Annotated in this window: 33 protein-coding genes; 3 read left to right on the top strand and 30 right to left on the bottom strand. The window is 55.0% G+C overall.

The features are described 5' to 3' along the window. Positions 1-135: 135 nt before the first annotated feature. From rplQ to rpsJ, 28 genes are all read right to left on the bottom strand, one after another. The gene (gene rplQ, locus OKC28_RS21595) at positions 136-519 is read right to left on the bottom strand and encodes a 50S ribosomal protein L17 (RefSeq protein WP_005307999.1); all 384 of its coding nucleotides are present in this window, start codon (positions 517-519) and stop codon (positions 136-138) included. Positions 520-562: 43 nt separating this feature from the next. Next, positions 563-1,552, bottom strand: a complete 990-nt coding sequence (locus OKC28_RS21600) for a DNA-directed RNA polymerase subunit alpha (RefSeq protein WP_005307997.1) — start codon at positions 1,550-1,552, stop codon at positions 563-565. A 25-nt stretch (positions 1,553-1,577) separates the two neighbouring features. Further along, positions 1,578-2,198, bottom strand: coding sequence for a 30S ribosomal protein S4 (gene rpsD, locus OKC28_RS21605; RefSeq protein WP_005319700.1), 621 nt, complete (start codon positions 2,196-2,198; stop codon positions 1,578-1,580). Between the two features lie 39 nt (positions 2,199-2,237). After that, positions 2,238-2,627 carry a 30S ribosomal protein S11 gene (rpsK, locus tag OKC28_RS21610; RefSeq protein ID WP_005319702.1) on the bottom strand — a complete coding sequence of 130 codons (390 nt, stop codon included), beginning with the start codon at positions 2,625-2,627 and terminating at the stop codon, positions 2,238-2,240. Positions 2,628-2,641: 14 nt separating this feature from the next. Further along, a complete protein-coding gene (gene rpsM, locus OKC28_RS21615; RefSeq protein ID WP_005307991.1) occupies positions 2,642-2,998 on the bottom strand; it encodes a 30S ribosomal protein S13 in 357 nt (118 codons plus the stop codon). A gap of 139 nt (positions 2,999-3,137) precedes the next feature. Further along, complete coding sequence (gene rpmJ, locus OKC28_RS21620) at positions 3,138-3,251, bottom strand: 50S ribosomal protein L36 (RefSeq protein ID WP_005319705.1); 114 nt, start codon at positions 3,249-3,251, stop codon at positions 3,138-3,140. A 27-nt stretch (positions 3,252-3,278) separates the two neighbouring features. Beyond that, positions 3,279-4,607 carry a preprotein translocase subunit SecY gene (gene secY / locus OKC28_RS21625; RefSeq protein ID WP_005307989.1) on the bottom strand — a complete coding sequence of 443 codons (1,329 nt, stop codon included), beginning with the start codon at positions 4,605-4,607 and terminating at the stop codon, positions 3,279-3,281. An 8-nt stretch (positions 4,608-4,615) separates the two neighbouring features. Further along, the gene (gene rplO, locus OKC28_RS21630) at positions 4,616-5,053 is read right to left on the bottom strand and encodes a 50S ribosomal protein L15 (protein ID WP_005319708.1); all 438 of its coding nucleotides are present in this window, start codon (positions 5,051-5,053) and stop codon (positions 4,616-4,618) included. A 2-nt stretch (positions 5,054-5,055) separates the two neighbouring features. Then, positions 5,056-5,235, bottom strand: a complete 180-nt coding sequence (gene rpmD, locus OKC28_RS21635) for a 50S ribosomal protein L30 (RefSeq protein ID WP_005307985.1) — start codon at positions 5,233-5,235, stop codon at positions 5,056-5,058. 6 nt (positions 5,236-5,241) lie between these two features. Beyond that, a complete protein-coding gene (gene rpsE, locus OKC28_RS21640; protein ID WP_005319713.1) occupies positions 5,242-5,742 on the bottom strand; it encodes a 30S ribosomal protein S5 in 501 nt (166 codons plus the stop codon). 14 nt (positions 5,743-5,756) lie between these two features. Further along, positions 5,757-6,110: a 50S ribosomal protein L18 gene (gene rplR / locus OKC28_RS21645; RefSeq protein ID WP_005319717.1), complete on the bottom strand. Its 354-nt coding sequence runs from the start codon at positions 6,108-6,110 to the stop codon at positions 5,757-5,759. Between the two features lie 9 nt (positions 6,111-6,119). Further along, positions 6,120-6,653: a 50S ribosomal protein L6 gene (rplF, locus tag OKC28_RS21650; RefSeq protein WP_005319720.1), complete on the bottom strand. Its 534-nt coding sequence runs from the start codon at positions 6,651-6,653 to the stop codon at positions 6,120-6,122. Between the two features lie 13 nt (positions 6,654-6,666). After that, complete coding sequence (gene rpsH / locus OKC28_RS21655; protein WP_005307980.1) at positions 6,667-7,059, bottom strand: 30S ribosomal protein S8; 393 nt, start codon at positions 7,057-7,059, stop codon at positions 6,667-6,669. A gap of 21 nt (positions 7,060-7,080) precedes the next feature. Then, positions 7,081-7,386 carry a 30S ribosomal protein S14 gene (rpsN, locus tag OKC28_RS21660; protein WP_005319722.1) on the bottom strand — a complete coding sequence of 102 codons (306 nt, stop codon included), beginning with the start codon at positions 7,384-7,386 and terminating at the stop codon, positions 7,081-7,083. Between the two features lie 10 nt (positions 7,387-7,396). Continuing rightward, positions 7,397-7,936 carry a 50S ribosomal protein L5 gene (gene rplE / locus OKC28_RS21665; protein ID WP_005319725.1) on the bottom strand — a complete coding sequence of 180 codons (540 nt, stop codon included), beginning with the start codon at positions 7,934-7,936 and terminating at the stop codon, positions 7,397-7,399. A 13-nt stretch (positions 7,937-7,949) separates the two neighbouring features. After that, positions 7,950-8,267 carry a 50S ribosomal protein L24 gene (gene rplX / locus OKC28_RS21670; RefSeq protein ID WP_005319727.1) on the bottom strand — a complete coding sequence of 106 codons (318 nt, stop codon included), beginning with the start codon at positions 8,265-8,267 and terminating at the stop codon, positions 7,950-7,952. An 11-nt stretch (positions 8,268-8,278) separates the two neighbouring features. Continuing rightward, positions 8,279-8,647, bottom strand: a complete 369-nt coding sequence (gene rplN / locus OKC28_RS21675; RefSeq protein WP_005307975.1) for a 50S ribosomal protein L14 — start codon at positions 8,645-8,647, stop codon at positions 8,279-8,281. Between the two features lie 147 nt (positions 8,648-8,794). Then, a complete protein-coding gene (rpsQ, locus tag OKC28_RS21680; RefSeq protein WP_005319730.1) occupies positions 8,795-9,043 on the bottom strand; it encodes a 30S ribosomal protein S17 in 249 nt (82 codons plus the stop codon). Beyond that, positions 9,043-9,234, bottom strand: a complete 192-nt coding sequence (rpmC, locus tag OKC28_RS21685) for a 50S ribosomal protein L29 (protein WP_005319733.1) — start codon at positions 9,232-9,234, stop codon at positions 9,043-9,045. Before rpmC ends, rpsQ begins: the two co-directional genes overlap by 1 nt. Further along, positions 9,234-9,647, bottom strand: a complete 414-nt coding sequence (rplP, locus tag OKC28_RS21690) for a 50S ribosomal protein L16 (RefSeq protein ID WP_005319737.1) — start codon at positions 9,645-9,647, stop codon at positions 9,234-9,236. The genes rpmC and rplP overlap by 1 nt, the downstream gene beginning before the upstream one ends. Before the next feature lie 13 nt (positions 9,648-9,660). Continuing rightward, positions 9,661-10,371: a 30S ribosomal protein S3 gene (gene rpsC, locus OKC28_RS21695; protein WP_005319740.1), complete on the bottom strand. Its 711-nt coding sequence runs from the start codon at positions 10,369-10,371 to the stop codon at positions 9,661-9,663. Between the two features lie 3 nt (positions 10,372-10,374). Next, positions 10,375-10,719, bottom strand: coding sequence for a 50S ribosomal protein L22 (gene rplV, locus OKC28_RS21700; protein WP_005319741.1), 345 nt, complete (start codon positions 10,717-10,719; stop codon positions 10,375-10,377). 10 nt (positions 10,720-10,729) lie between these two features. After that, entirely contained in the window at positions 10,730-11,008 is a 279-nt protein-coding gene (gene rpsS / locus OKC28_RS21705; RefSeq protein ID WP_005307960.1) for a 30S ribosomal protein S19, read from the bottom strand. Between the two features lie 22 nt (positions 11,009-11,030). After that, on the bottom strand, positions 11,031-11,852 hold the full coding sequence (rplB, locus tag OKC28_RS21710; protein ID WP_005319743.1) for a 50S ribosomal protein L2: 822 nt from the start codon (positions 11,850-11,852) through the stop codon (positions 11,031-11,033). Between the two features lie 15 nt (positions 11,853-11,867). Then, positions 11,868-12,170 carry a 50S ribosomal protein L23 gene (gene rplW, locus OKC28_RS21715; protein ID WP_005319747.1) on the bottom strand — a complete coding sequence of 101 codons (303 nt, stop codon included), beginning with the start codon at positions 12,168-12,170 and terminating at the stop codon, positions 11,868-11,870. Beyond that, positions 12,167-12,772, bottom strand: a complete 606-nt coding sequence (rplD, locus tag OKC28_RS21720) for a 50S ribosomal protein L4 (protein ID WP_005319750.1) — start codon at positions 12,770-12,772, stop codon at positions 12,167-12,169. The genes rplW and rplD overlap by 4 nt, the downstream gene beginning before the upstream one ends. A 17-nt stretch (positions 12,773-12,789) precedes the next feature. Next, positions 12,790-13,422 (bottom strand): 50S ribosomal protein L3, encoded by a 633-nt coding sequence (rplC, locus tag OKC28_RS21725; RefSeq protein ID WP_005319753.1) that lies wholly within the window; start codon positions 13,420-13,422, stop codon positions 12,790-12,792. Between the two features lie 22 nt (positions 13,423-13,444). Further along, a complete protein-coding gene (gene rpsJ, locus OKC28_RS21730; protein ID WP_005307944.1) occupies positions 13,445-13,756 on the bottom strand; it encodes a 30S ribosomal protein S10 in 312 nt (103 codons plus the stop codon). Between the two features lie 356 nt (positions 13,757-14,112). Here rpsJ and OKC28_RS21735 point away from each other — a divergent pair, with 356 nt between their 5' ends. Beyond that, complete coding sequence (locus OKC28_RS21735) at positions 14,113-15,027, top strand: DMT family transporter (RefSeq protein WP_021140670.1); 915 nt, start codon at positions 14,113-14,115, stop codon at positions 15,025-15,027. Positions 15,028-15,064: 37 nt separating this feature from the next. On the opposite strand, the gene envZ is transcribed toward OKC28_RS21735, so the two are convergent. After that, the gene (gene envZ, locus OKC28_RS21740) at positions 15,065-16,375 is read right to left on the bottom strand and encodes a two-component system sensor histidine kinase EnvZ (protein WP_021140671.1); all 1,311 of its coding nucleotides are present in this window, start codon (positions 16,373-16,375) and stop codon (positions 15,065-15,067) included. Further along, entirely contained in the window at positions 16,372-17,091 is a 720-nt protein-coding gene (ompR, locus tag OKC28_RS21745) for an osmolarity response regulator transcription factor OmpR (RefSeq protein WP_005319762.1), read from the bottom strand. The genes envZ and ompR overlap by 4 nt, the downstream gene beginning before the upstream one ends. 240 nt (positions 17,092-17,331) lie before the next feature. On the opposite strand from ompR, the gene greB reads away from it, so the two are divergent. Both greB and OKC28_RS21755 read left to right on the top strand, forming a co-directional pair. Continuing rightward, positions 17,332-17,805: a transcription elongation factor GreB gene (gene greB, locus OKC28_RS21750; RefSeq protein WP_005319766.1), complete on the top strand. Its 474-nt coding sequence runs from the start codon at positions 17,332-17,334 to the stop codon at positions 17,803-17,805. 347 nt (positions 17,806-18,152) lie between these two features. Next, on the top strand, positions 18,153-20,459 hold the full coding sequence (locus OKC28_RS21755; RefSeq protein WP_256686117.1) for a Tex family protein: 2,307 nt from the start codon (positions 18,153-18,155) through the stop codon (positions 20,457-20,459). Positions 20,460-20,550: the final 91 nt, after the last annotated feature.

Raw genomic sequence — 20,550 nt, forward strand, 5'->3', positions numbered from 1 at the left:
GCAGTTGAGGCAGTTGAGGCAGTTGAGGCAGTTGAGGCAGTTGAGGCAGTTGAGGCAGTTGAGGCAGTTGAGGCAGTTGAGGCAGTCTCAGGATTCATTAAAAGAAAAGCCGGGACAAGCCCGGCTTTTTCTTTATCACTCAGCAGCTGCTTCAGCAGCGGCCGGGCGGTCTACCAGCTCAATGTAAGCCATAGGGGCGTTGTCGCCAGCACGGAAACCGCATTTCAGAATGCGAGTATAACCGCCGGCGCGCTCCAGGTAGCGCGGGCCCAGTTCATTGAACAGCTTAGCCACGATCGCGTTGTCGCGAGTGCGGGCAAATGCCAGACGACGATTAGCAACGCTATCAGTCTTGGCAAGGGTGATCAGCGGTTCAACTACACGACGCAGCTCTTTTGCCTTAGGCAGAGTCGTCTTGATGATCTCATGACGAACCAGGGAGCTGGCCATGTTGCGGAACATAGCCTGACGATGGCTGCTGTTCCGGTTCAGTTGACGACCACTCAAACGATGGCGCATGACCTTATCCTTCTAACTAAATCTGTGAAACCCGTAATCTGGATTACTCGTCAGCGATGCTGGCGGGCGGCCAGTTCTCAAGGCGCATGCCAAGAGACAGACCACGGGAGGCCAACACATCCTTGATCTCAGTCAGGGACTTCTTACCGAGGTTAGGAGTTTTAAGCAACTCAACTTCGGTACGCTGTACCAGATCACCAATATAGTGGATAGCTTCTGCCTTCAGACAGTTCGCAGAACGAACTGTCAGCTCCAAATCATCGACAGGACGTAGCAGAATCGGATCAAACTCGGGTTTCTCTTCTTTCTTCTCGGGCACGCTGACATCGCGCAGATCCACGAAGGCTTCCAGTTGCTCGGCCAGAATAGTGGCAGAACGACGGATTGCTTCTTCAGGATCCAGAGTACCATTGGTCTCCATGTCGATGACCAGCTTGTCCAAGTCGGTACGCTGTTCCACACGTGCTGCCTCAACATTGTAGGCAATACGAACGATGGGGCTGAACGCGGAGTCCAGCAGCAGGCGACCAATCGGACGCTCTTCATCATCGTTGTGAACACGAGCAGAAGCAGGCACATAACCACGACCGCGCTGAACTTTCAGGCGCATGCTGATTTCAGCATTGGCACCGGTCAGGTGGCAGATTACGTGCTCCGGGTTTACGATCTCGACTTCATCACCGTGAGTGATATCACCAGCGGTAACGGGGCCTGTTCCAGACTTGGTCAGGGACAGAGTTACCTCGTCCTTGCCTTCCAGCTTCACAGCGATACCTTTCAGGTTGAGCAGAATTTCAAGAATGTCTTCCTGCACACCTTCTTTGCTGCTGTACTCATGCAGTACCCCGTCAATTTCGACTTCAGTAACTGCACAACCGGGCATAGATGACAGCAAAATACGACGCAGGGCATTACCCAGCGTGTGACCAAAACCACGCTCAAGTGGCTCAAGAGTCACTTTCGCATGAGTCGGGCTAACTTGCTCGATGTCAACTAGCCGCGGTTTAAGAAAATCTGTTACAGAACCCAGCATTGTGTCCTCTCTTTAGAAGCTAGCTTTACTTGGAGTAAAGCTCGACGATCAGCTGTTCGTTAATGTCGGCAGACAGGTCGGAACGCTCTGGCAGACGCTTGAAAGCACCTTCCATTTTAGCGGTGTCAACCTCTACCCAAGTCGGCTTCTCACGCTGACCAGCAACCTCGAGGGATGCTTTGATACGCGCTTGCTTCTTAGCCTTCTCACGAACGCAGACCACGTCCTCAGGGGAAACCTGGAAAGAAGGAATATTCACAACGCGACCATTTACCATGATGGCCTTATGGCTCACCAGCTGACGAGATTCAGCACGGGTAGCGCCGAAGCCCATACGGTAAACAACGTTGTCCAAACGACCTTCCAGCAGCTGCAACAGGTTCTCACCGGTGTTACCCTTTTGACGGGCAGCATCGCGGTAGTAGTTGCGGAACTGTTTTTCCAATACGCCGTAGATACGACGAACTTTTTGTTTCTCGCGCAGCTGAACACCGTAGTCGGACAGACGCGCTTTACGCGCACCGTGCTGACCAGGGGCGGTGTCAATCTTGCACTTAGAATCAATCGCACGAACACCAGACTTCAGGAAGAGGTCGGTGCCCTCACGACGGCTAAGCTTAAGCTTAGGACCGATATATCTTGCCATCTTCTTTCTCCAACAATCCTAGACCAAGTTGCAACAGCGTTATACGCGGCGCTTCTTGGGAGGACGACAACCGTTGTGCGGGATCGGAGTCACATCAGTAATATTAGTGATGCGGAAACCAGCCGCGTTCAGAGCGCGGATGGAAGACTCACGACCGGGACCCGGACCTTTGACCATGACTTCCAGGTTCTTCACGCCGTATTCTTTGGCGATCTCACCAGCACGCTCAGCAGCTACCTGGGCAGCAAACGGAGTGGACTTACGGGAACCACGGAAACCTGAACCACCGGAGGTAGCCCATGACAGAGCATTGCCCTGACGGTCAGTAATGGTCACGATTGTGTTGTTGAAAGATGCATGAACGTGCGCAATACCGTCGCTCACTTGCTTTTTAACGCGCTTGCGAGCACGAGTCGGAGTTTTAGCCATTTTCTACCTTCCCGTTACTTCTTGATAGCCTTGCGCGGACCCTTACGGGTACGAGCGTTGGTCTTGGTACGTTGACCACGAACAGGCAGGCTACGACGGTGACGCAAACCACGGTAGCAACCCAGATCCATCAATCGCTTGATGTTCATGGATATCTGACGACGCAGGTCACCTTCAACGGTGAATTTACCTACTTGTTCACGCAGACTCTCGATCTGAGCTTCGTCCAGGTCTTTAATTTTCACATTCTCAGCGATACCGGCTGCGGCACAGATGGCCTTGGAGCGGGTACGACCGACGCCATAAATCGCAGTCAAAGCAATGACTGCATGCTTATGGTCAGGAATGTTAATGCCAGCGATACGGGCCACTATTCACTCCTACATATAGTAGATTACGACCACCACAAAGCCCGTGAGCGGATACGTGGCGGTCAACCAATACACAACAAAAGTTGGCTGGCTATATTAGCCAGCACAACTATTTGTTGCAAGTACTAACCGTAAAAAATTAGCCTTGGCGCTGTTTATGCTTTGGCTCGCTGCAAATCACACGCACCACACCGTGACGCTTGATGATTTTGCAGTTACGGCAGATTGCCTTAACGGAAGCACGAACTTTCATTGCTTAACTCCGTAACTACGCCGACCTTTAGCGGCCGTAGCCCTTCAGGTTGGCCTTCCTCAGGACGTCGCCATATTGATGAGACATCATATGGGTTTGTACCTGAGCCATGAAGTCCATGATAACTACCACGATAATCAGCAGCGAGGTGCCACCGAAGTAGAACTGTACGTTCCAGGCAGTCATCAAGAACTGGGGTACCAGACAGATAAAGGTTATATAGAGCGCACCTGCCAATGTCAGGCGAGTCATAACCTTATCGATGTAACGTGCTGTCTGCTCGCCCGGGCGGATCCCCGGGATAAAGGCTCCACTCTTCTTCAAGTTGTCTGCTGTCTCGCGGGGGTTGAACACCAGCGCGGTATAGAAGAAACAGAAGAAGATAATGGCTGCTGCATAAAGCATCTCATACAAGGGCTGACCCGGCTGCAGGACCATAGAGACCTGTTGCAGGATATCAGCGACCTTGCCCTCACCCTGACCAAACCAAGAGGTGATGGTCCCTGGGAAGAGGATGATGCTGGATGCGAAAATCGCAGGAATCACACCGGCCATATTCACTTTCAATGGCAGGTGTGTGCTTTGCGCTGCGAATACCTGGCGGCCTTGTTGACGCTTGGCGTAGTTAACGACGATACGACGCTGACCACGTTCCACGAACACCACAAAGTAAGTCACTGCGAAAACAATCAAGCCCAGCAACAACAACAGCAGGATGTGCAATTCCCCTTGACGTGCCTGTTCGGCCGTAGCACCAATGGCATGCGGCAAACCAGCAACGATACCCGTGAAAATAATCAACGAGATACCATTACCGATCCCACGCTCGGTAATCTGCTCACCCAACCACATCAAGAACATGGTACCGGTGACCAGACTCACAACGGCCGTGAAATAGAAGCCCAAACCCGGATGTGTCACGAGTCCTTGCATCATATTCGGCAGACCGGTTGCAATACCAATGGCCTGGAAAGTTCCCAAAACCAGCGTGCCCCAACGGGTATATTGGCTAATCTTGCGACGGCCAGATTCACCTTCTTTCTTGAGTTCAGCAAGAGCGGGGTGAACCACAGTCAGCAGCTGGATAATGATCGATGCCGAAATGTACGGCATGATCCCCAGCGCAAGAATAGAAGCACGCGAGAGTGCACCACCACTGAACATGTTGAACATCTCAATGATGGTGCCCTTCTGTTGTTGGAACAACTCGGCCAGTACGGCGGCGTCAATACCAGGAATCGGCACATAAGAGCCTGCACGGAAAACGATAATCGCCCCGAGAACGAAGAGCAGACGGCTCTTCAATTCACTCAGACCACCCTGTGCTTTAACATCCAATCCTGGTTTCTTAGCCATTGTACTGATTATTCCTCGATTTTACCGCCAGCGGCCTCGATGGCTGCACGTGCACCTTTGGTGACGGACACACCACGAACGGTCACAGCACGGTCAATGTTGCCAGACAGAACAACTTTAGCGAAAACGATGTTCTTGGTAACAACACCGGCTTGCTTCAGAGTGCTCAAATCGACCACATCACCTTCTACCATGGCGATTTCGTTCAGACGCACTTCGGCAGAAACCAAAGATTTGCGAGAGAAGAAACCGAACTTCGGCAGACGGATTTTCAAAGGCATCTGGCCGCCTTCGAAACCAGCGCGGACTTTACCGCCACCGGAACGAGAGGTTTGACCTTTCACACCACGACCACCAGTCTTGCCCAGGCCGGAGCCGATACCACGACCACGACGTTGTTTTTCAGGCTTGGAACCAGCGGCCGGAGACAGAGTATTCAGACGCATGCTTAGCCCTCCACCTTAACCATGTAATAAACCTGGTTGATCATACCGCGTACGCAGGGAGTATCTTCCAGCTCAACGGTGTGACCAATGCGACGCAGACCCAGACCACGCAGAGTCGCCTTGTGCTTTGGCAGACGGCCGATAGAGCTGCGAGTTTGAGTTACTTTTACAGTGTTAGCCATGTCGCATTACCCCAGAATTTCTTCAACGCGCAGACCACGCTTGGCAGCGATCTGGGCCGGGGATTGACCCTGTACCAGAGCGTCTACAGTTGCGCGAACAACGTTGATTGGGTTGGTGGAACCGTAGGTCTTAGCCAGCACGTTGTGAATACCAGCAACTTCCAGAACAGCACGCATGGCGCCGCCTGCAATGATACCAGTACCTTGTGAGGCCGGCTTCATGAACACGGAGGAACCGGAGTGAACACCGCGCACCGGGTGGTGCAGAGTGCCATTGTTCAGTTCTACCTTGCTCAGGTTACGCTTAGCCTGTTCCATCGCTTTTTGAATAGCGGCCGGAACTTCACGGGCCTTACCGTAACCGTAACCTACACGGCCGTTACCATCACCCACCACGGTCAACGCGGTGAAGGACATGATACGACCACCTTTAACAGTTTTCGAAACACGGTTTACTGCAATCAGCTTTTCTTGCAGTTCGCCGGCTTGAGATTCGACTTTAGCCATCTTCGACTCCTAGCTTAGAACTGAAGACCAGCGTCACGAGCAGCGGTAGCCAGAGCGGCTACACGACCGTGATACTTGAAACCGGAACGATCGAAAGATACGTTCTGAACGCCTTTGGCAATAGCACGCTCAGCGATTGCTTTACCTACTGCGGTAGCTGCATCAGCATTACCGGAGTATTTAAGAGCTTCACTGATGGCTTTCTCTACTGTAGAAGCAGAGGCCAGAACTTCGGAACCGTTGGCTGCGATAACCTGCGCGTAGATATGACGCGGGGTACGGTGAACAACCAGACGGGTAGCTCCCAGTTCCTGCATCTTCTTCCGAGCACGAGTAGCACGACGGAGACGAGCTGCTTTCTTGTCCATAGTGTTACCTTACTTCTTCTTAGCTTCTTTAGTACGCACTTGCTCGTTGGCATAGCGTACACCCTTGCCCTTGTAGGGCTCCGGAGCGCGGTAAGAACGGATATCGGCGGCGACCTGGCCAACCAGCTGCTTGTCCACACCACGCAGAACGATCTCTGTAGCGGTCGGGCATTCAGCGGTGACACCAGCCGGCAGCGCATGCTCTACCGGGTGAGAGAAGCCCAGGGCCAGCGCGACAGCATTGCCCTTGATGGAGGCTTTATAACCTACACCAACCAGCTGCAGCTTACGCTCGAAGCCTTGGGTAACACCGATTACCATGTTGTTAGCCAATGCACGTGCAGTACCGGCCTGAGCGTCAGCACCAGCGATGCCGTCGCGCGGGGCGAACTTCAGTACATTGTCTTCTTTGGTCACTTCTACACCGGCGTGGATGGAACGAACCAGAGAACCTTTACCACCTTTGATGGACAGTTCCTGACCGTTCAGAGTCACCTCTACGCCAGCAGGAATAGTGACGGGTGCCTTAGCAACGCGAGACATTTCCGACCTCCTATTAAGCGACGTAGCAGATGATCTCACCACCCATGCTTGCCTTGCGGGCAGCACGGTCGGTCATCACACCTTTAGACGTGGACACGATAGCAACACCGAGACCGCCCATAACTTTCGGCAGATCAGTAGTGCGCTTGTAAATACGCAGGCCGGGACGGCTCACGCGTTGGATCAGTTCTACAACTGGCTTGCCCTGGAAATATTTCAGTTCAATTTCCAGTTCCGGCTTCACATCACCAGCTACGGAGTAGCCAGCGATGTAACCTTCTTCTTTCAGCACTTTGGCGATAGCCACTTTCAGCTTGGAAGAAGGCATGGAAACCGCAACTTTGCTCGCCGCCTGACCGTTACGGATGCGGGTCAGCATATCCGCGATCGGATCTTGCATGCTCATAAGTCTAACTCCCGAGATTCGTTACCAAGAAGCCTTCTTCAGGCCCGGAATTTCGCCCTTCATGGCATGCTCACGCACCTTGATGCGAGACAGACCAAACTTACGCAGGAAACCGTGCGGACGACCAGTAATATTGCAACGGTTACGCTGGCGGGACGGACTGGAATCACGGGGCAGCTGTTGCAGTTGCAGTACAGCATCCCAACGCGCTTCTTCAGAAGCGTTCATATCAACGATGATAGCTTTCAGCTCGGTTCGCTTAGTGGCGAACTTGGCTACCAGCTTCGCACGCTTTGCTTCACGTGCTTTCATGGATGTTTTAGCCATAACCCTAACCTTACTTGCGGAATGGGAAGTTAAAGGCAGCCAGCAGAGCACGGCCTTCTTCATCGGTATTCGCGGAAGTGGTGATGGTGATATCCAGACCACGGACGCGATCGACTTTGTCATAGTCGATTTCCGGGAAGATGATTTGCTCACGCACGCCCATGGAGTAGTTACCACGACCGTCGAACGCTTTAGCGTTCAGGCCACGGAAGTCACGGATACGCGGTACGGAGATGCAAATCAGCCGTTCCAGGAACTCCCACATACGCTCGCCACGCAGGGTTACTTTACAACCTATCGGGTAGCCTTCACGAATCTTGAAGCCCGCAACAGATTTGCGAGCTTTGGTGATCAGCGGCTTCTGACCGGAAATGGCAGCCATATCGGCAGCGGCATTTTCCAACAGCTTTTTGTCAGAGATCGCTTCACCAACACCCATGTTCAGGGTGATTTTCTCGATCCGAGGGACTTGCATGATAGTCTTGTAACCGAACTGTTTGGCCAGTTCATTTACTACATCGGATTTGTAGTAATCATGCAGTTTCGCCATCGTTAAACTCCAATTACTTCACAAGTTCGCCGGTGGATTTGAAGAAACGAACTTTTTTGCCGTCTTCAATCCGGAAACCAACGCGATCAGCCTTGCCAGCGGCAGAGTTGAACAGCGCTACGTTAGAAACGTCCATTGGGGCTTCTTTGCTGATGATGCCGCCAGCCTGACCCAGTGCGGGTACCGGCTTTTGATGCTTCTTCACCAGATTGATGCCTTCAACGAGAACCTTACCTTCGGTTACCAGGACTTGAGTGACTTTGCCACGCTTGCCCTTGTCTTTGCCGGTAAGAACAATCACTTCGTCTTCGCGACGGATTTTAGCTGCCATCGTTCGACTCCTTACAGTACTTCGGGTGCCAGGGACACAATCTTCATGAACTTCTCATTACGGAGTTCACGGGTCACCGGGCCAAAAATACGAGTACCGATTGGCTGTTGGTTGTTGTTAAGCAACACAGCCGCATTGTTGTCGAAACGGATGACTGAGCCGTCCGGACGACGAACGCCTTTACGGGTGCGTACGACCACCGCGTTATATACATCACCTTTCTTCACTTTACCGCGAGGAATGGCTTCCTTGATGGAAACTTTGATGATGTCGCCGATGCCGGCATAACGGCGGTGCGAGCCACCCAGAACCTTAATACACATTACACTGCGAGCGCCGGAGTTGTCGGCTACACCCAGCATACTTTGCATCTGGATCATTTTAGTGCTCCGCTTTGTTTACTTCTTATCCCTTTCGGGATCTGGCTGCCTTCAAAAGGCGCGAAACTATAACACATGATTTTGAGAAAAGGTAGCCTAAAAAACAAACGGCCCCGCTAAGGGGCCGTTTGGACTACAAAGTACCGATTAGGCCTTTTCTAAGATCGCAACCAGGGTCCAGGACTTGGTCTTGGACAGCGGGCGGCATTCGCGGATTTCCACGAGATCGCCAGCTTTACACTCGTTGTTTTCATCATGTACGTGCAGCTTGGTAGTGCGCTTGATGATCTTACCGTAGATCGGGTGCTTTACCTTGCGCTCGATAGCAACAGTGATGGATTTCTCCATCTTGTCGCTGATTACACGACCTTGCAGAGTACGGATCTTGTCAGTCATTACGCACCTGCCTTCTCAGTCAGTACAGTCTTGATACGTGCGACGTCACGACGCACTTGTTTCAGAGTGTGAGTCTGAGCCAGCTGGCCAGTGGACGCTTGCATGCGCATGTTGAATTGCTCACGCAGCAGGCCCAGCAGCTCCTGGTTCAGTTCATCGACGCTCTTTTGACGCAGATCTTGGGCTTTCATCACATCACCGTCTTAATTACGAAAGTGGTCTGAACAGACAGCTTAGCTGCGGCCAGGGCAAACGCTTCACGCGCCAGAGCCTCAGGTACACCGTCCATCTCGTACAGAACCTTGCCAGGCTGGATCGGGCAGACCCAATATTCCACGTTGCCCTTACCTTTACCCATACGAACTTCGAGAGGCTTTTCGGTGATGGGCTTGTCCGGGAACACACGGATCCAGATCTTGCCTTGACGCTTAACGTGACGGGTCATGGCACGACGGGCTGCTTCGATTTGACGAGCAGTCAGTTGACCACGAGATGTCGCCTTCAGGCCAAAGGTACCGAAGGATACTTCGTTACCAGTGTTGGCCAGACCGCGGTTGCGACCCTTATGGGTCTTGCGGAATTTAGTACGCTTTGGTTGCAACATTTACCGAATCTCCTTACTTACCGCGGCGTTTGTTATCGCGCTTGGGCTTTGCAGGAGCTTGCTCTTGAGCAGCGGCAGCATTGACTGCAGCCAGACCACCCAGAACTTCGCCCTTGAAGATCCAAACCTTAACGCCGATCACACCGTAAGTGGTGTGGGCTTCAGAAGTTGCGTAGTCGATGTCGGCACGCAGGGTGTGCAACGGCACACGACCTTCACGGTACCATTCGGTACGCGCGATTTCAGCACCGCCCAGACGACCAGACACTTCCACTTTGATGCCCTTGGCACCCAGGCGCATTGCGTTCTGTACGGCGCGCTTCATAGCACGACGGAACATTACGCGACGTTCCAGTTGGGAAGTGATGCTGTCAGCAACAAGCTTGCCATCCAGCTCCGGCTTACGGACTTCGGAAATGTTGATCTGAGCAGGCACGCCGGTAATCACGGCGACAGCTTTGCGCAGTTTCTCAACGTCTTCGCCTTTCTTACCGATCACAACACCCGGACGAGCGGTGTGAATGGTCACACGGATGCTCTTGGCCGGACGCTCGATGGTGATCTTGGACAAGGACGCATTTTTCAGTTCCTTGGTCAGGAACTGGCGTACTTGAAAATCGCTGTACAGGTTGTCAGCGAAGTCTTTGGTGTTCGCGAACCAGGTAGAATTCCAAGGCTTGGTAATACCCAGGCGAATGCCATTAGGATGTACTTTCTGACCCATTGCTTATCTCCCAGCCTTAGCGTCGGATACCACTACAGTGATGTGAGCGGTACGCTTGAGGATACGATCCGCACGACCTTTGGCACGCGGACGGATGCGCTTCATGGAGGGACCTTCGTCGACCATGATAGTAGCAACACGCAGCGCATCGATATCAGCGCCTTCGTTGTGCTCAGCGTTTGCAATGGCAGATTCCAGCACTTTCTTAACCAGCACTGCAGCCTTTTTCGGGCTGAAGGTCAGGATATTCAGAGCCTTGTCTACAGACAGACCACGTACTTGATCGGCTACCAGACGAGCTTTCTGGGCAGAAGTACGGGCATAACGGTGTTTAGCGATAGCTTCCATCATTTATCCCTTAGCGCTTCTTAGCCTTCTTATCAGCAGCATGGCCGCGATAAGTACGAGTCGGTGCGAATTCACCCAGTTTGTGACCGATCATTTCTTCGGTAACGAAAACCGGAACGTGCTGACGACCATTATGGACAGCGATGGTCAAACCGATCATGTTCGGGATGATCATTGAACGACGGGACCAGGTTTTAACCGGCTTTTTATCCCCGCTTTCCACCGCTTTCTCTACCTTCTTCAGCAAGTGCAGGTCAATAAATGGACCCTTCTTGAGAGAACGTGGCATGGTGATTCCTCTATGTTAACAATTACTTGTTACGACGACGTACGATGTACTTGTCGGTACGCTTGTTCTTACGGGTCTTGAAGCCTTTAGCCTTCTGGCCCCATGGGGACACAGGCTGCATGCCCTTGTTACGACCCTCACCACCACCGTGCGGGTGGTCGACCGGGTTCATCGCCATACCGCGAACGGTCGGACGAATACCACGCCAGCGGTTGGCACCGGCTTTACCCAGTTGACGCAACATGTGCTCGGAGTTACCGACTTCACCAATGGTGGCGCGGCACTCGGCCAGAACTTTACGTACTTCGCCGGAACGCAGACGCAGAGTTACATAGTTACCTTCACGAGCCAGGATCTGGATGAAAGTACCAGCGGAACGAGCCAGCTGGGCACCTTTACCAGGTTTCATCTCAACGGCGTGAACAGTAGAACCAACCGGGATGTTGCGCATCGGCAGGGTGTTACCTACCTTGATGGCTGCATCAGCACCAGAAGCGATCGCGTCACCAGCTTTCAGGCCTTTCGGAGCCAGGATGTAACGACGCTCACCGTCTGCATACAACACCAGTGCGATGTTAGCGGTACGGTTAGGATCGTATTCCAGGCGTTCTACTTTGGCCGGGATACCGTCTTTGTCACGTTTGAAGTCGACGATACGGTAATGCTGCTTGTGACCACCACCGATATGACGGGTGGTGATACGACCGTTGTTGTTACGACCACCGGACTTGCTCTTGCTGTCCAGCAGAGCGGCAAAGGGCTTACCCTTGTACAGCTCTTGATTGACGATCTTAACGACGTGGCGGCGGCCTGGAGAAGTAGGCTTGCACTTAACGATTGCCATTTTTCAGAACTCCTCTTACTCGGCTGCGCCCATGAAGTCGATGTCCTGACCAGCTTTCAGGGTCACATAAGCCTTTTTCCAATCGGAACGACGGCCTACGCGTGCACCTGAGCGCTTGGTTTTACCCTTCATGTTCAGGGTACGGACGGTCTCAACTTCGACCTCGAACAGTTTCGCAACTGCAGCTTTGACTTCCGCCTTGGTGGCGTCGACAGCAATTTTGAACACGATAGTGTTCTGCTTCTCGGCGACCATGGTGCTCTTTTCAGAGATATGCGGAGCCTTCAGAACTTTCAACAGACGCTCTTCGCGGATCATGCCAGCATCTCCTCGATTTGCTTAACTGCTTCAGCAGTCATCAGAACCTTGTCGAAAGCGATCAGGCTGACCGGGTCGATACCGGCAACGTCACGCACGTCAACTTTGTACAGGTTGCGAGCAGCCAGGAACAGGTTCTCATCGACTTCAGCTGTCACGATCAGAACGTCAGTCAGTTCCATCTCTTTCAGCTTGGCGATCAGTTCTTTGGTCTTCGGCGCTTCGATGCCGAATTTCTCGACAACGATCAGGCGCTCTTGACGTACCAGTTCGGACAGGATGCTACGGATAGCGCCGCGGTACATCTTCTTGTTTACTTTTTGGCTGTGATCTTGCGGCTTAGCAGCAAAAGTCACACCACCGGAACGCCAAATGGGCGAACGGATGGAGCCAGCACGGGCACGACCAGTACCCTTCTGACGCCACGGCTTTTTGCCGCCACCAGACACTTCAGAGCGAGTCAGCTGCGCACGAGTACCCTGACGGGCACCTGCGGCATATGCAACGACGACCTGGTGAACCAGAGCTTCGTTGAATTCGCGCCCGAAGGTAGTCTCGGAAACTTCAAGAGCGCTCTTGGCGTCTTTCATTACCAATTCCATTACTATCTCCTCAGACGTTACGCTTTGACGGCAGGTTTGACGATCACGTTGCCGTTGGTTGCACCTGGGACTGCACCTTTGATGAGCAGCAGGTTACGTTCAGCGTCAACACGAACCAGTTCCAGGTTCTGAGTCGTTACACGCTCAGCACCCATGTGACCAGCCATCTTTTTGCCCTTGAATACACGACCCGGAGTCTGGTTCTGACCGATAGAACCCGGAGCGCGGTGAGACAAGGAGTTACCGTGGGTCATATCCTGGGTGCGGAAGTTGTGGCGCTTTACAGTGCCCGCAAAACCTTTACCTTTGGATGTGCCGGTAACGTCTACCATCTTAACGTCAGCGAGAAGATCTACTTTCAGCTCGCTACCAACAGTGAAAGTTTCACCGTTGTTCAAGCGGAATTCCCACAGACCGCGACCGGCTTCTACACCAGCTTTGGCAAAGTGGCCAGCTTCCGGCTTGGTCACACGGCTGGCTTTCTTGGCGCCAGTGGTAACCTGAATAGCGTTGTAGCCGTCGGTTTCTACAGATTTGACCTGAGTTACACGGTTAGCTTCAACTTCGATAACAGTCACCGGGATAGAAACGCCATCTTCAGTGAAGATGCGAGTCATACCCACTTTGCGACCTACAAGACCGATTGTCATTGTTATCAACCTCTTTCCGTAATTAACCCAGGCTGATCTGGACGTCTACACCAGCTGCCAGATCCAGACGCATCAGGGCGTCTACGGTCTTGTCAGTCGGTTCAACGATGTCTACCAGACGCTTGTGAGTGCGGATCTCGTACTGATCACGCGCATCTTTGTTGACGTGCGGGGAGATCAGGACGGTGAAGCGCTCTTTGCGAGTCGGCAGCGGGATAGGACCGCGAACCTGCGCGCCGGTGCGCTTTGCAGTTTCAACGATTTCCGCTGTGGATTGATCAATCAGGCGATGATCAAAAGCCTTCAGGCGAATACGGATTCTTTGGTTCTGCATTGACAGAGCTCCAATAGATAAAAGAACATAAATCAACACCGCCCGACCGGGAGCAATCCCGCCAGAGGTGTGATTTTTCACGTTTCCCCCCATATCGGGAGGACTGTATGGCTGGTCATCCGTAAACGAACAACTCAGCAGCAGACATATCGTCTGGCTTACCTCATGGGTAAGCGGAGGGGATTATACGGATTTTTCAAATTTGCGCAAGGGAGGGCGAACAGATTATGCGCAGTTTTATGTGACAGATGGATCTCGCCGGCGACACCTCATCCCCTTGCCAACTCGGGGTAACGACAATGTTACAAACAGGCTGGTAGACTGTGCGCCTGCCTCTGTCAGTGGAACGACATCCAATGCTCAAAGATCAAAAAAAAGCCTATCAGTATGGACTCTGCGCCGTTGCCCTCTGGTCGACAGTCGCCACCGCCTTCAAGATCTCCCTCGCCTACTTTGAACCGGTGCAATTGCTGCTTGTAGCCGCCTTCACCTCGACCCTCACGCTGACGGCGATAGTCGCCAAACAGGGTAAACTGCCGCTGCTACGGAGTTACATCAAGGCCCGCCCTTTCTATTACCTGACACTGGGTGTGTTGAACCCCTTCCTCTATTACCTGCTGCTGTTCAAGGCCTATGATCTGCTGCCCGCCCAGCAGGCACAGACTCTCAACTACACCTGGGCCATCACCCTCAGTCTGCTGGCAGTCCCCTTTCTCGGCCAGAAACTGCGCCGCCGCGATGGAGTGGCCATAGTGCTGGGCTACTTCGGTGCCCTGGTGATCGCCACCAAGGGGGATGTGTTCGGCCTGCAATTCGACAGCCCGCTCGGGGTCGCGCTGGCGCTGGTATCGACGCTTATCTGGGCCAGTTACTGGATCCTCAACACCCGCAATCAGGGAGACCCCATCGTCAGCCTGTTGCTCGGCTTTATCATCAGCCTTCCTTTCATTGTCGCGGCGACCTGGCTGCTCTCCGATTTCGCCATGACAGCCTGGCAAGGCTGGGTCGGCGCCATCTATGTGGGCCTGTTCGAGATGGGCTTCGGTTTCGTGCTCTGGCTGATGGCTTTGCGCCATGCCACCAACACGGCCCCTATAAGCAACCTCATCTTCATCTCGCCGTTTGCCTCCCTGGTGCTGCTCAACCTGTTGATCGGCGAGACCATACACCCGGCAACCCCCATAGGGCTGGGGCTGATCGTCGCCGCCTTGCTTATCCAGCAGCTGAAATATGGCAAGCGCTACCGCAAGGAAGCAGAGCCGCAAGCCTGATAATGCAAAAGGGCGTATCCACGGATACGCCCTTTTCTCAATCCATCCACTCCAGTGGCTGGTTCTTGGGAAGCCGGACCTCGACCAACAAGCCCCCCAGTTCGGCCCGTCCCAGCCGGATGGTACCGTGATGCTGGGAGACGATCTTGGCGACGATGGCCAATCCCAGGCCGCTGCCACTGCCGGTGCGAGCCTCGTTGCCCTGAGTGAAGGGCTTGAGCACCCGGTAATAATCCTGCTCGGGGATGCCGGGACCATTGTCCGACAGCCGCAGCCGCACCCAGTGACCATCATCTTTGAGCTCGGCGTGCAACCTGCTCGCGCCGTAGCGCAGCGAGTTGCCTGACAGGTTGTTGAGAATACGGCGAATACTGATGGGATTGCAGGCCACTCTCACCGCCTCTTCCGGCAATTCGAGGTCAACCTCCAATCCCTGATCGGTCTGCATCAGCAGTACGTCGTGGATCAGCTGAGTCAGATCGATCTGCTGGGTATCCAGTCCCTCGTCCGGACGGATGTAGTCGATGAACTGATCTATGATGCCGTTGGACTCGTCGATGTCCGCGTTGATGCTCTCCTTGAGATACTCATCCCCGGACGACATCATTTCGGTCGCCAGCCGGATTCGGGTCAGCGGTGTGCGCAAGTCATGAGAGACCCCGGCCATCATCAGATTGCGCTCCTCAATCAAGCGCTTGATGGAGCTCGACATATGATTGAAGGTCCGGGTCAGCCGGCGTACCTCCCGCGACCCCTGTTCCCCCAGCGCATCGGGAAAGTTGCCGCGCGCCACGGCTACGGCGCCGGCCTCCAGATCCTCCAGCGGACGCACCAGCTGGCGGGCAAAACGCCAGGCAGCAAACAGGGTGACCACCAGCAGCACGCTCATGTAGAGGATCAGCGGCTCAATATCGTCATCTTCGATCTCGGTCAGCGGGATACGCACCCACACCTGATTGGCCTGCGGCGGCTGGATCCAGATGATGTAGTGATCCTGGATCTCGACCCGCACCTTGGTCTTGCCACCCAGTTCACGACTGATGCTCTCTTCCAGATAGGTATAGGGCTTGGAGTCGTTAAGCCCATGCTGTTCGGCCTCCGTCTGGGTGTAGAGGTCACTGCCGGTCGCGACATAGACCAGCGCTTCGGCATCCTCGCTCAGCGCCAGCTGATTGCTTTCGACCGGGAAGATGAGCTTGACCTGATTGGCCAGCAGGTGGCTGATCTGCTTGACGGTGGGTGCCAGCAGATAGTTGTAGAAGGTGACATAGGAAACAAACTGATAGACCACCAGCACGGCGGCCAAAAACCAGAGCATGCGAGAGAACATGCTGCCCACTTTTTTCATTCGCCATCACCGTCCGGCACGAAGACGTAACCCAGGCCCCAGACGGTCTGCAGGTAACGAGGCTGGGCCGGGTCCTGCTCCAGCAGGCGGCGCAAGCGGGAGACCTGCACGTCTATGCTGCGCTCGGTCGCCGTGTACTCGCGCCCTCTGGCCAGATTCATCAACTTGTCGCGGGAGAGGGGCTCACGAGGGTGGCTGACCAGCACCTTGAGCACCGCAAATTCACCGCTGGTCAGGGCCACAGGCTCGCCATCACGGCTGAGCTCCCGGGTCGCCAGGTTGAGCTGATAGCTGCCGAAGGTCACCATCTTCTCGGCGGTCGAGGGCGCGCCTGGCAGTTCGACGGTATGCCGGCGCAGCACGGCACGGATCCGTGCCAGCAGCTCACGGGGGTTGAATGGCTTGGGCAGATAGTCATCAGCCCCCATCTCGAGCCCGACGATGCGGTCCACCTCATCCCCCTTGGCGGTCAGCATGAGCACCGGGATCTGGTTGCCGGCTTCACGAAGGCGACGACAGATAGAAAGCCCATCCTCCCCCGGCAGCATCAGATCAAGTACCATCAGGCTGAAGTTTTCACGGGTCAGCAGGCGGTCAGCCTGTTCGCCATTGGCGACGCCCCGAACAACGAATCCCTGTTCGGTCAGATAACGCTCCAGCAGGGAACGTAATTTCAAATCATCGTCGACGACCAGAACCTTGTATTGCTGACTCATTGCTTGCCTCTCCTCTCGATATGTTGCCAATACTAGAGCTCGAGGCCCCAACGGCAAAGCATAAATATGTTACCGGTTATTGCCCATGGCATCCCTTGATCCCTCTGCCGTCAGCACCTGTCGACCATGCTGCCCCCTGACGACGACGCAGTTTTTGCTCGACACAGAAATGGCAGCGACTAAGATCCGCCGAGCCATAAGAGGCTCATCAGCCCACATTGACGCAGGTACCTGAAATTCATGAAGACCAAGCTCATCACCCGCGAAGGCTACAACAAGCTGAAAGAAGAGCTCGATTTCCTGTGGCGCGAAGAGCGCCCCGAGACCACGCGCAAGGTGGCCTGGGCCGCCAGCCTTGGGGATCGCAGCGAGAATGCAGACTACCAGTACAACAAGAAGCGGCTGCGGGAGATCGACAGACGGGTGCGTTACCTGCGCAAATGCCTCGAGGAGCTGGGGATCGTCGATTATGCTCCCGCCCAGGAGGGCAAGGTGTTCTTCGGCGCCTGGGTCGAGGTGGAAAACGAAGAGGGTGACACCAAGCGCTTTCGCATCGTCGGTTATGACGAGATTTTTGGCCGCAAGGATTACATCTCCATCGACTCTCCCATGGCTCGGGCCCTGCTCAAGAAAGAGGTCGGGGATGAGGCCATAGTACCTACGCCAGTCGGTGACGCCTGCTGGTATATCAATGACATCAGCTATCCCAAATGACGTAGCCGGGGAGACTTGTCCTCCCCGCCATCCAGGTCAGCATAGTGCCCTTCCCTCCCGCCCATCTTCTCTTCCATGACGGGGAGCGGATCGCTCGGTCTCTTCCCTCACCCTTGGACTCAACGGCCATTTACGTCATTTCGCCAGGGTGGCATACAGTCGCGCGACCCCATATAGTGCTCACATTTGGCGCCTTATGGCGCAAACCGATCTCGGTGGCACTCTCGGTACACGCCATGATGCACATCCTCATGGTGTAGAGACGCGACCTGCTGGCAGGCAATATACCCAGCAGCAAGTCGACGCCACCCAGGCCAGTTGGATAGAAGCGACCACAGAGATCCCCGATGCACAGCCATGTAATAGAGAGACAGATTGCCGGTGAGCTGAATGCCCGTCCGGAACAAGTGCAGGCAGCCGTGCGCCTGCTGGATGAAGGCTCGACAGTGCCCTTTATCGCCCGTTACCGCAAAGAGGTGACTGGTGGCCTGGATGACAGCCAGCTACGCACCCTGGAGAGCCGCCTTGGTTATCTGCGCGAGCTGGAGGATCGGCGCCAGGTGATCATCCGCTCCATCGAGGAGCAAGGCAAACTCACCCCTGAGCTGACCCGCGAGCTGAATGGCGCCGACAGCAAGACCCGGCTGGAAGACCTCTATCTCCCTTACAAACCCAAGCGTCGCACCAAGGGACAGATGGCCATAGAGGCGGGGCTCGAGCCACTGGCGACCCTGCTGCTCACGGACCCGATGCGGGATCCAGAACAAGCCGCTGCCGGCTTCCTCAATTCCGAGCAAGGCATCACCGACAGCAAGACAGCCCTTGATGGAGCCCGCTACATACTGATGGAGCGCTTCGCCGAGCAGGCAGACCTGCTGGAGAAACTGCGGGACTATCTGTGGCACAACGCCACTCTGCGCGCTCGCGTGGTGGCAGGCAAAGAACAAGAAGGAGCCAAGTTCAAGGACTACTTCGAACATGACGAGCCGCTGCACAAGGCTCCCTCCCACCGGGTACTGGCCATGCTGCGCGGGCGCAATGAGGGGGTTCTCAATCTGGCGCTGGTCACAGGTGAAGACGAAGGCGCCAGCCCCTGTGAAGGCATCATAGCCCACCACCTCAAACTCAATCTGCAAAGCCGTCCGGCCGACAAGTGGCTGCAAGGTGTCGTGAGCTGGACATGGAAGATCAAGCTGTCGCTGCAAATGGAGACCGAGCTGATCGGCCGGATCCGCGAATCGGCAGAAGAGGAGGCGATCAAGGTATTCGCCATGAACCTCCAGGATCTGCTGATGGCAGCCCCGGCGGGCATGCGCTGTACAATGGGGCTGGATCCGGGCATCCGTACCGGGGTCAAGGTGGCCGTGGTCGATGCCACCGGCAAGCTGGTCGATCACGCCACCATCTACCCGTTCGAGCCGAAGAAACAGGTCGATCAGAGCCTCAAAACCCTTAGCGACCTGTGCCAGAAGCACAAGGTGGAGCTCATCAGCATCGGCAACGGCACCGCCTCGCGGGAAACCGATCGGCTGGTGAGCGAACTATTCGAGCGCTACCCCGCTGCCAAGGCGCAAAAGGTTGTGATCAGCGAGGCGGGCGCCTCTGTCTACTCCGCCTCCGAGCTTGCCTCCCAAGAGTTCCCGGATCTGGATGTCTCTATCCGTGGCGCCGTCTCCATCGCCCGCCGCCTGCAGGATCCCCTGGCCGAGCTGGTCAAGATCGATCCCAAGAGTATCGGTGTGGGCCAGTACCAGCACGATGTAGGCCAGAGCCAGCTTGCACGGCGGCTGGATGCCGTGGTCGAGGATTGCGTGAACGCAGTTGGGGTGGATGTGAATACCGCCTCGGTTGCTCTGCTGAATCGGGTCTCCGGTCTCTCCCAGACACTAGCCCAGAATATCGTCGCCTATCGGGACGAGCACGGCGCCTTCCAGAGCCGCCAGCAGTTGCTGAAGGTGAGCCGGCTCGGTCCCAAGGCATTCGAGCAGTGTGCCGGCTTCCTGCGTATTCGTGGGGGCAGCAATCCTCTCGACAGCTCGGCGGTGCACCCGGAATCCTACCCTGTGGTTGAAAGGATCCTGGCGCAACTCCAGCAGCAAGTTGAAAGCCTGCTCGGCAGCGGCAGCCTGCTGCGCAGCCTGAAGCCGGCTGACTATACGGATGAGCAGTTCGGCGTGCCCACTGTCACCGACATCATAGGCGAGCTGGACAAGCCGGGCCGCGACCCGCGCCCCGAGTTCAAGACCGCCACCTTCAAGGATGGGGTAGAGAAGATAAGCGACCTGGTGCCAGAGATGATATTGGAAGGGGTGGTCACCAACGTCACCAACTTCGGCGCCTTCGTCGATATCGGTGTCCATCAGGATGGGCTTGTCCACATCTCCTCCCTGACCGATCGCTTCGTGAAGGACCCTCGCGAGGTGGTCAAGGCGGGGGACATAGTGAGGGTCAAGGTGCTGGAGGTCGATGCCCCGCGCAAGCGGATCAGCCTGACCATGCGGCTGGACGAAAAAGCCGGACAACCGGCCCGCAAGCCTGCCGAGCCACGCAACGCTGGCAGTGCCAAACCCAGAAACGAGCCCCGTCAGGCAGCGCCCATGGGGGGCGCCATGGGCAGTGCGTTCGCTGCTGCTCTCTCCAAAACCAAGAAATGAAAAAAGCCCCGCGAGGGTAATGCCAGTCAGTTAAGCCTGACTGGCATTGTTTTTATTGGCTTTTTTTACACTGTATTTCTGTGGCCTTGGC

Source organism: Aeromonas sp. D3 (assembly GCF_027705025.1).
Taxonomy (GTDB): Bacteria; Pseudomonadota; Gammaproteobacteria; order Enterobacterales; family Aeromonadaceae; genus Aeromonas; species Aeromonas salmonicida.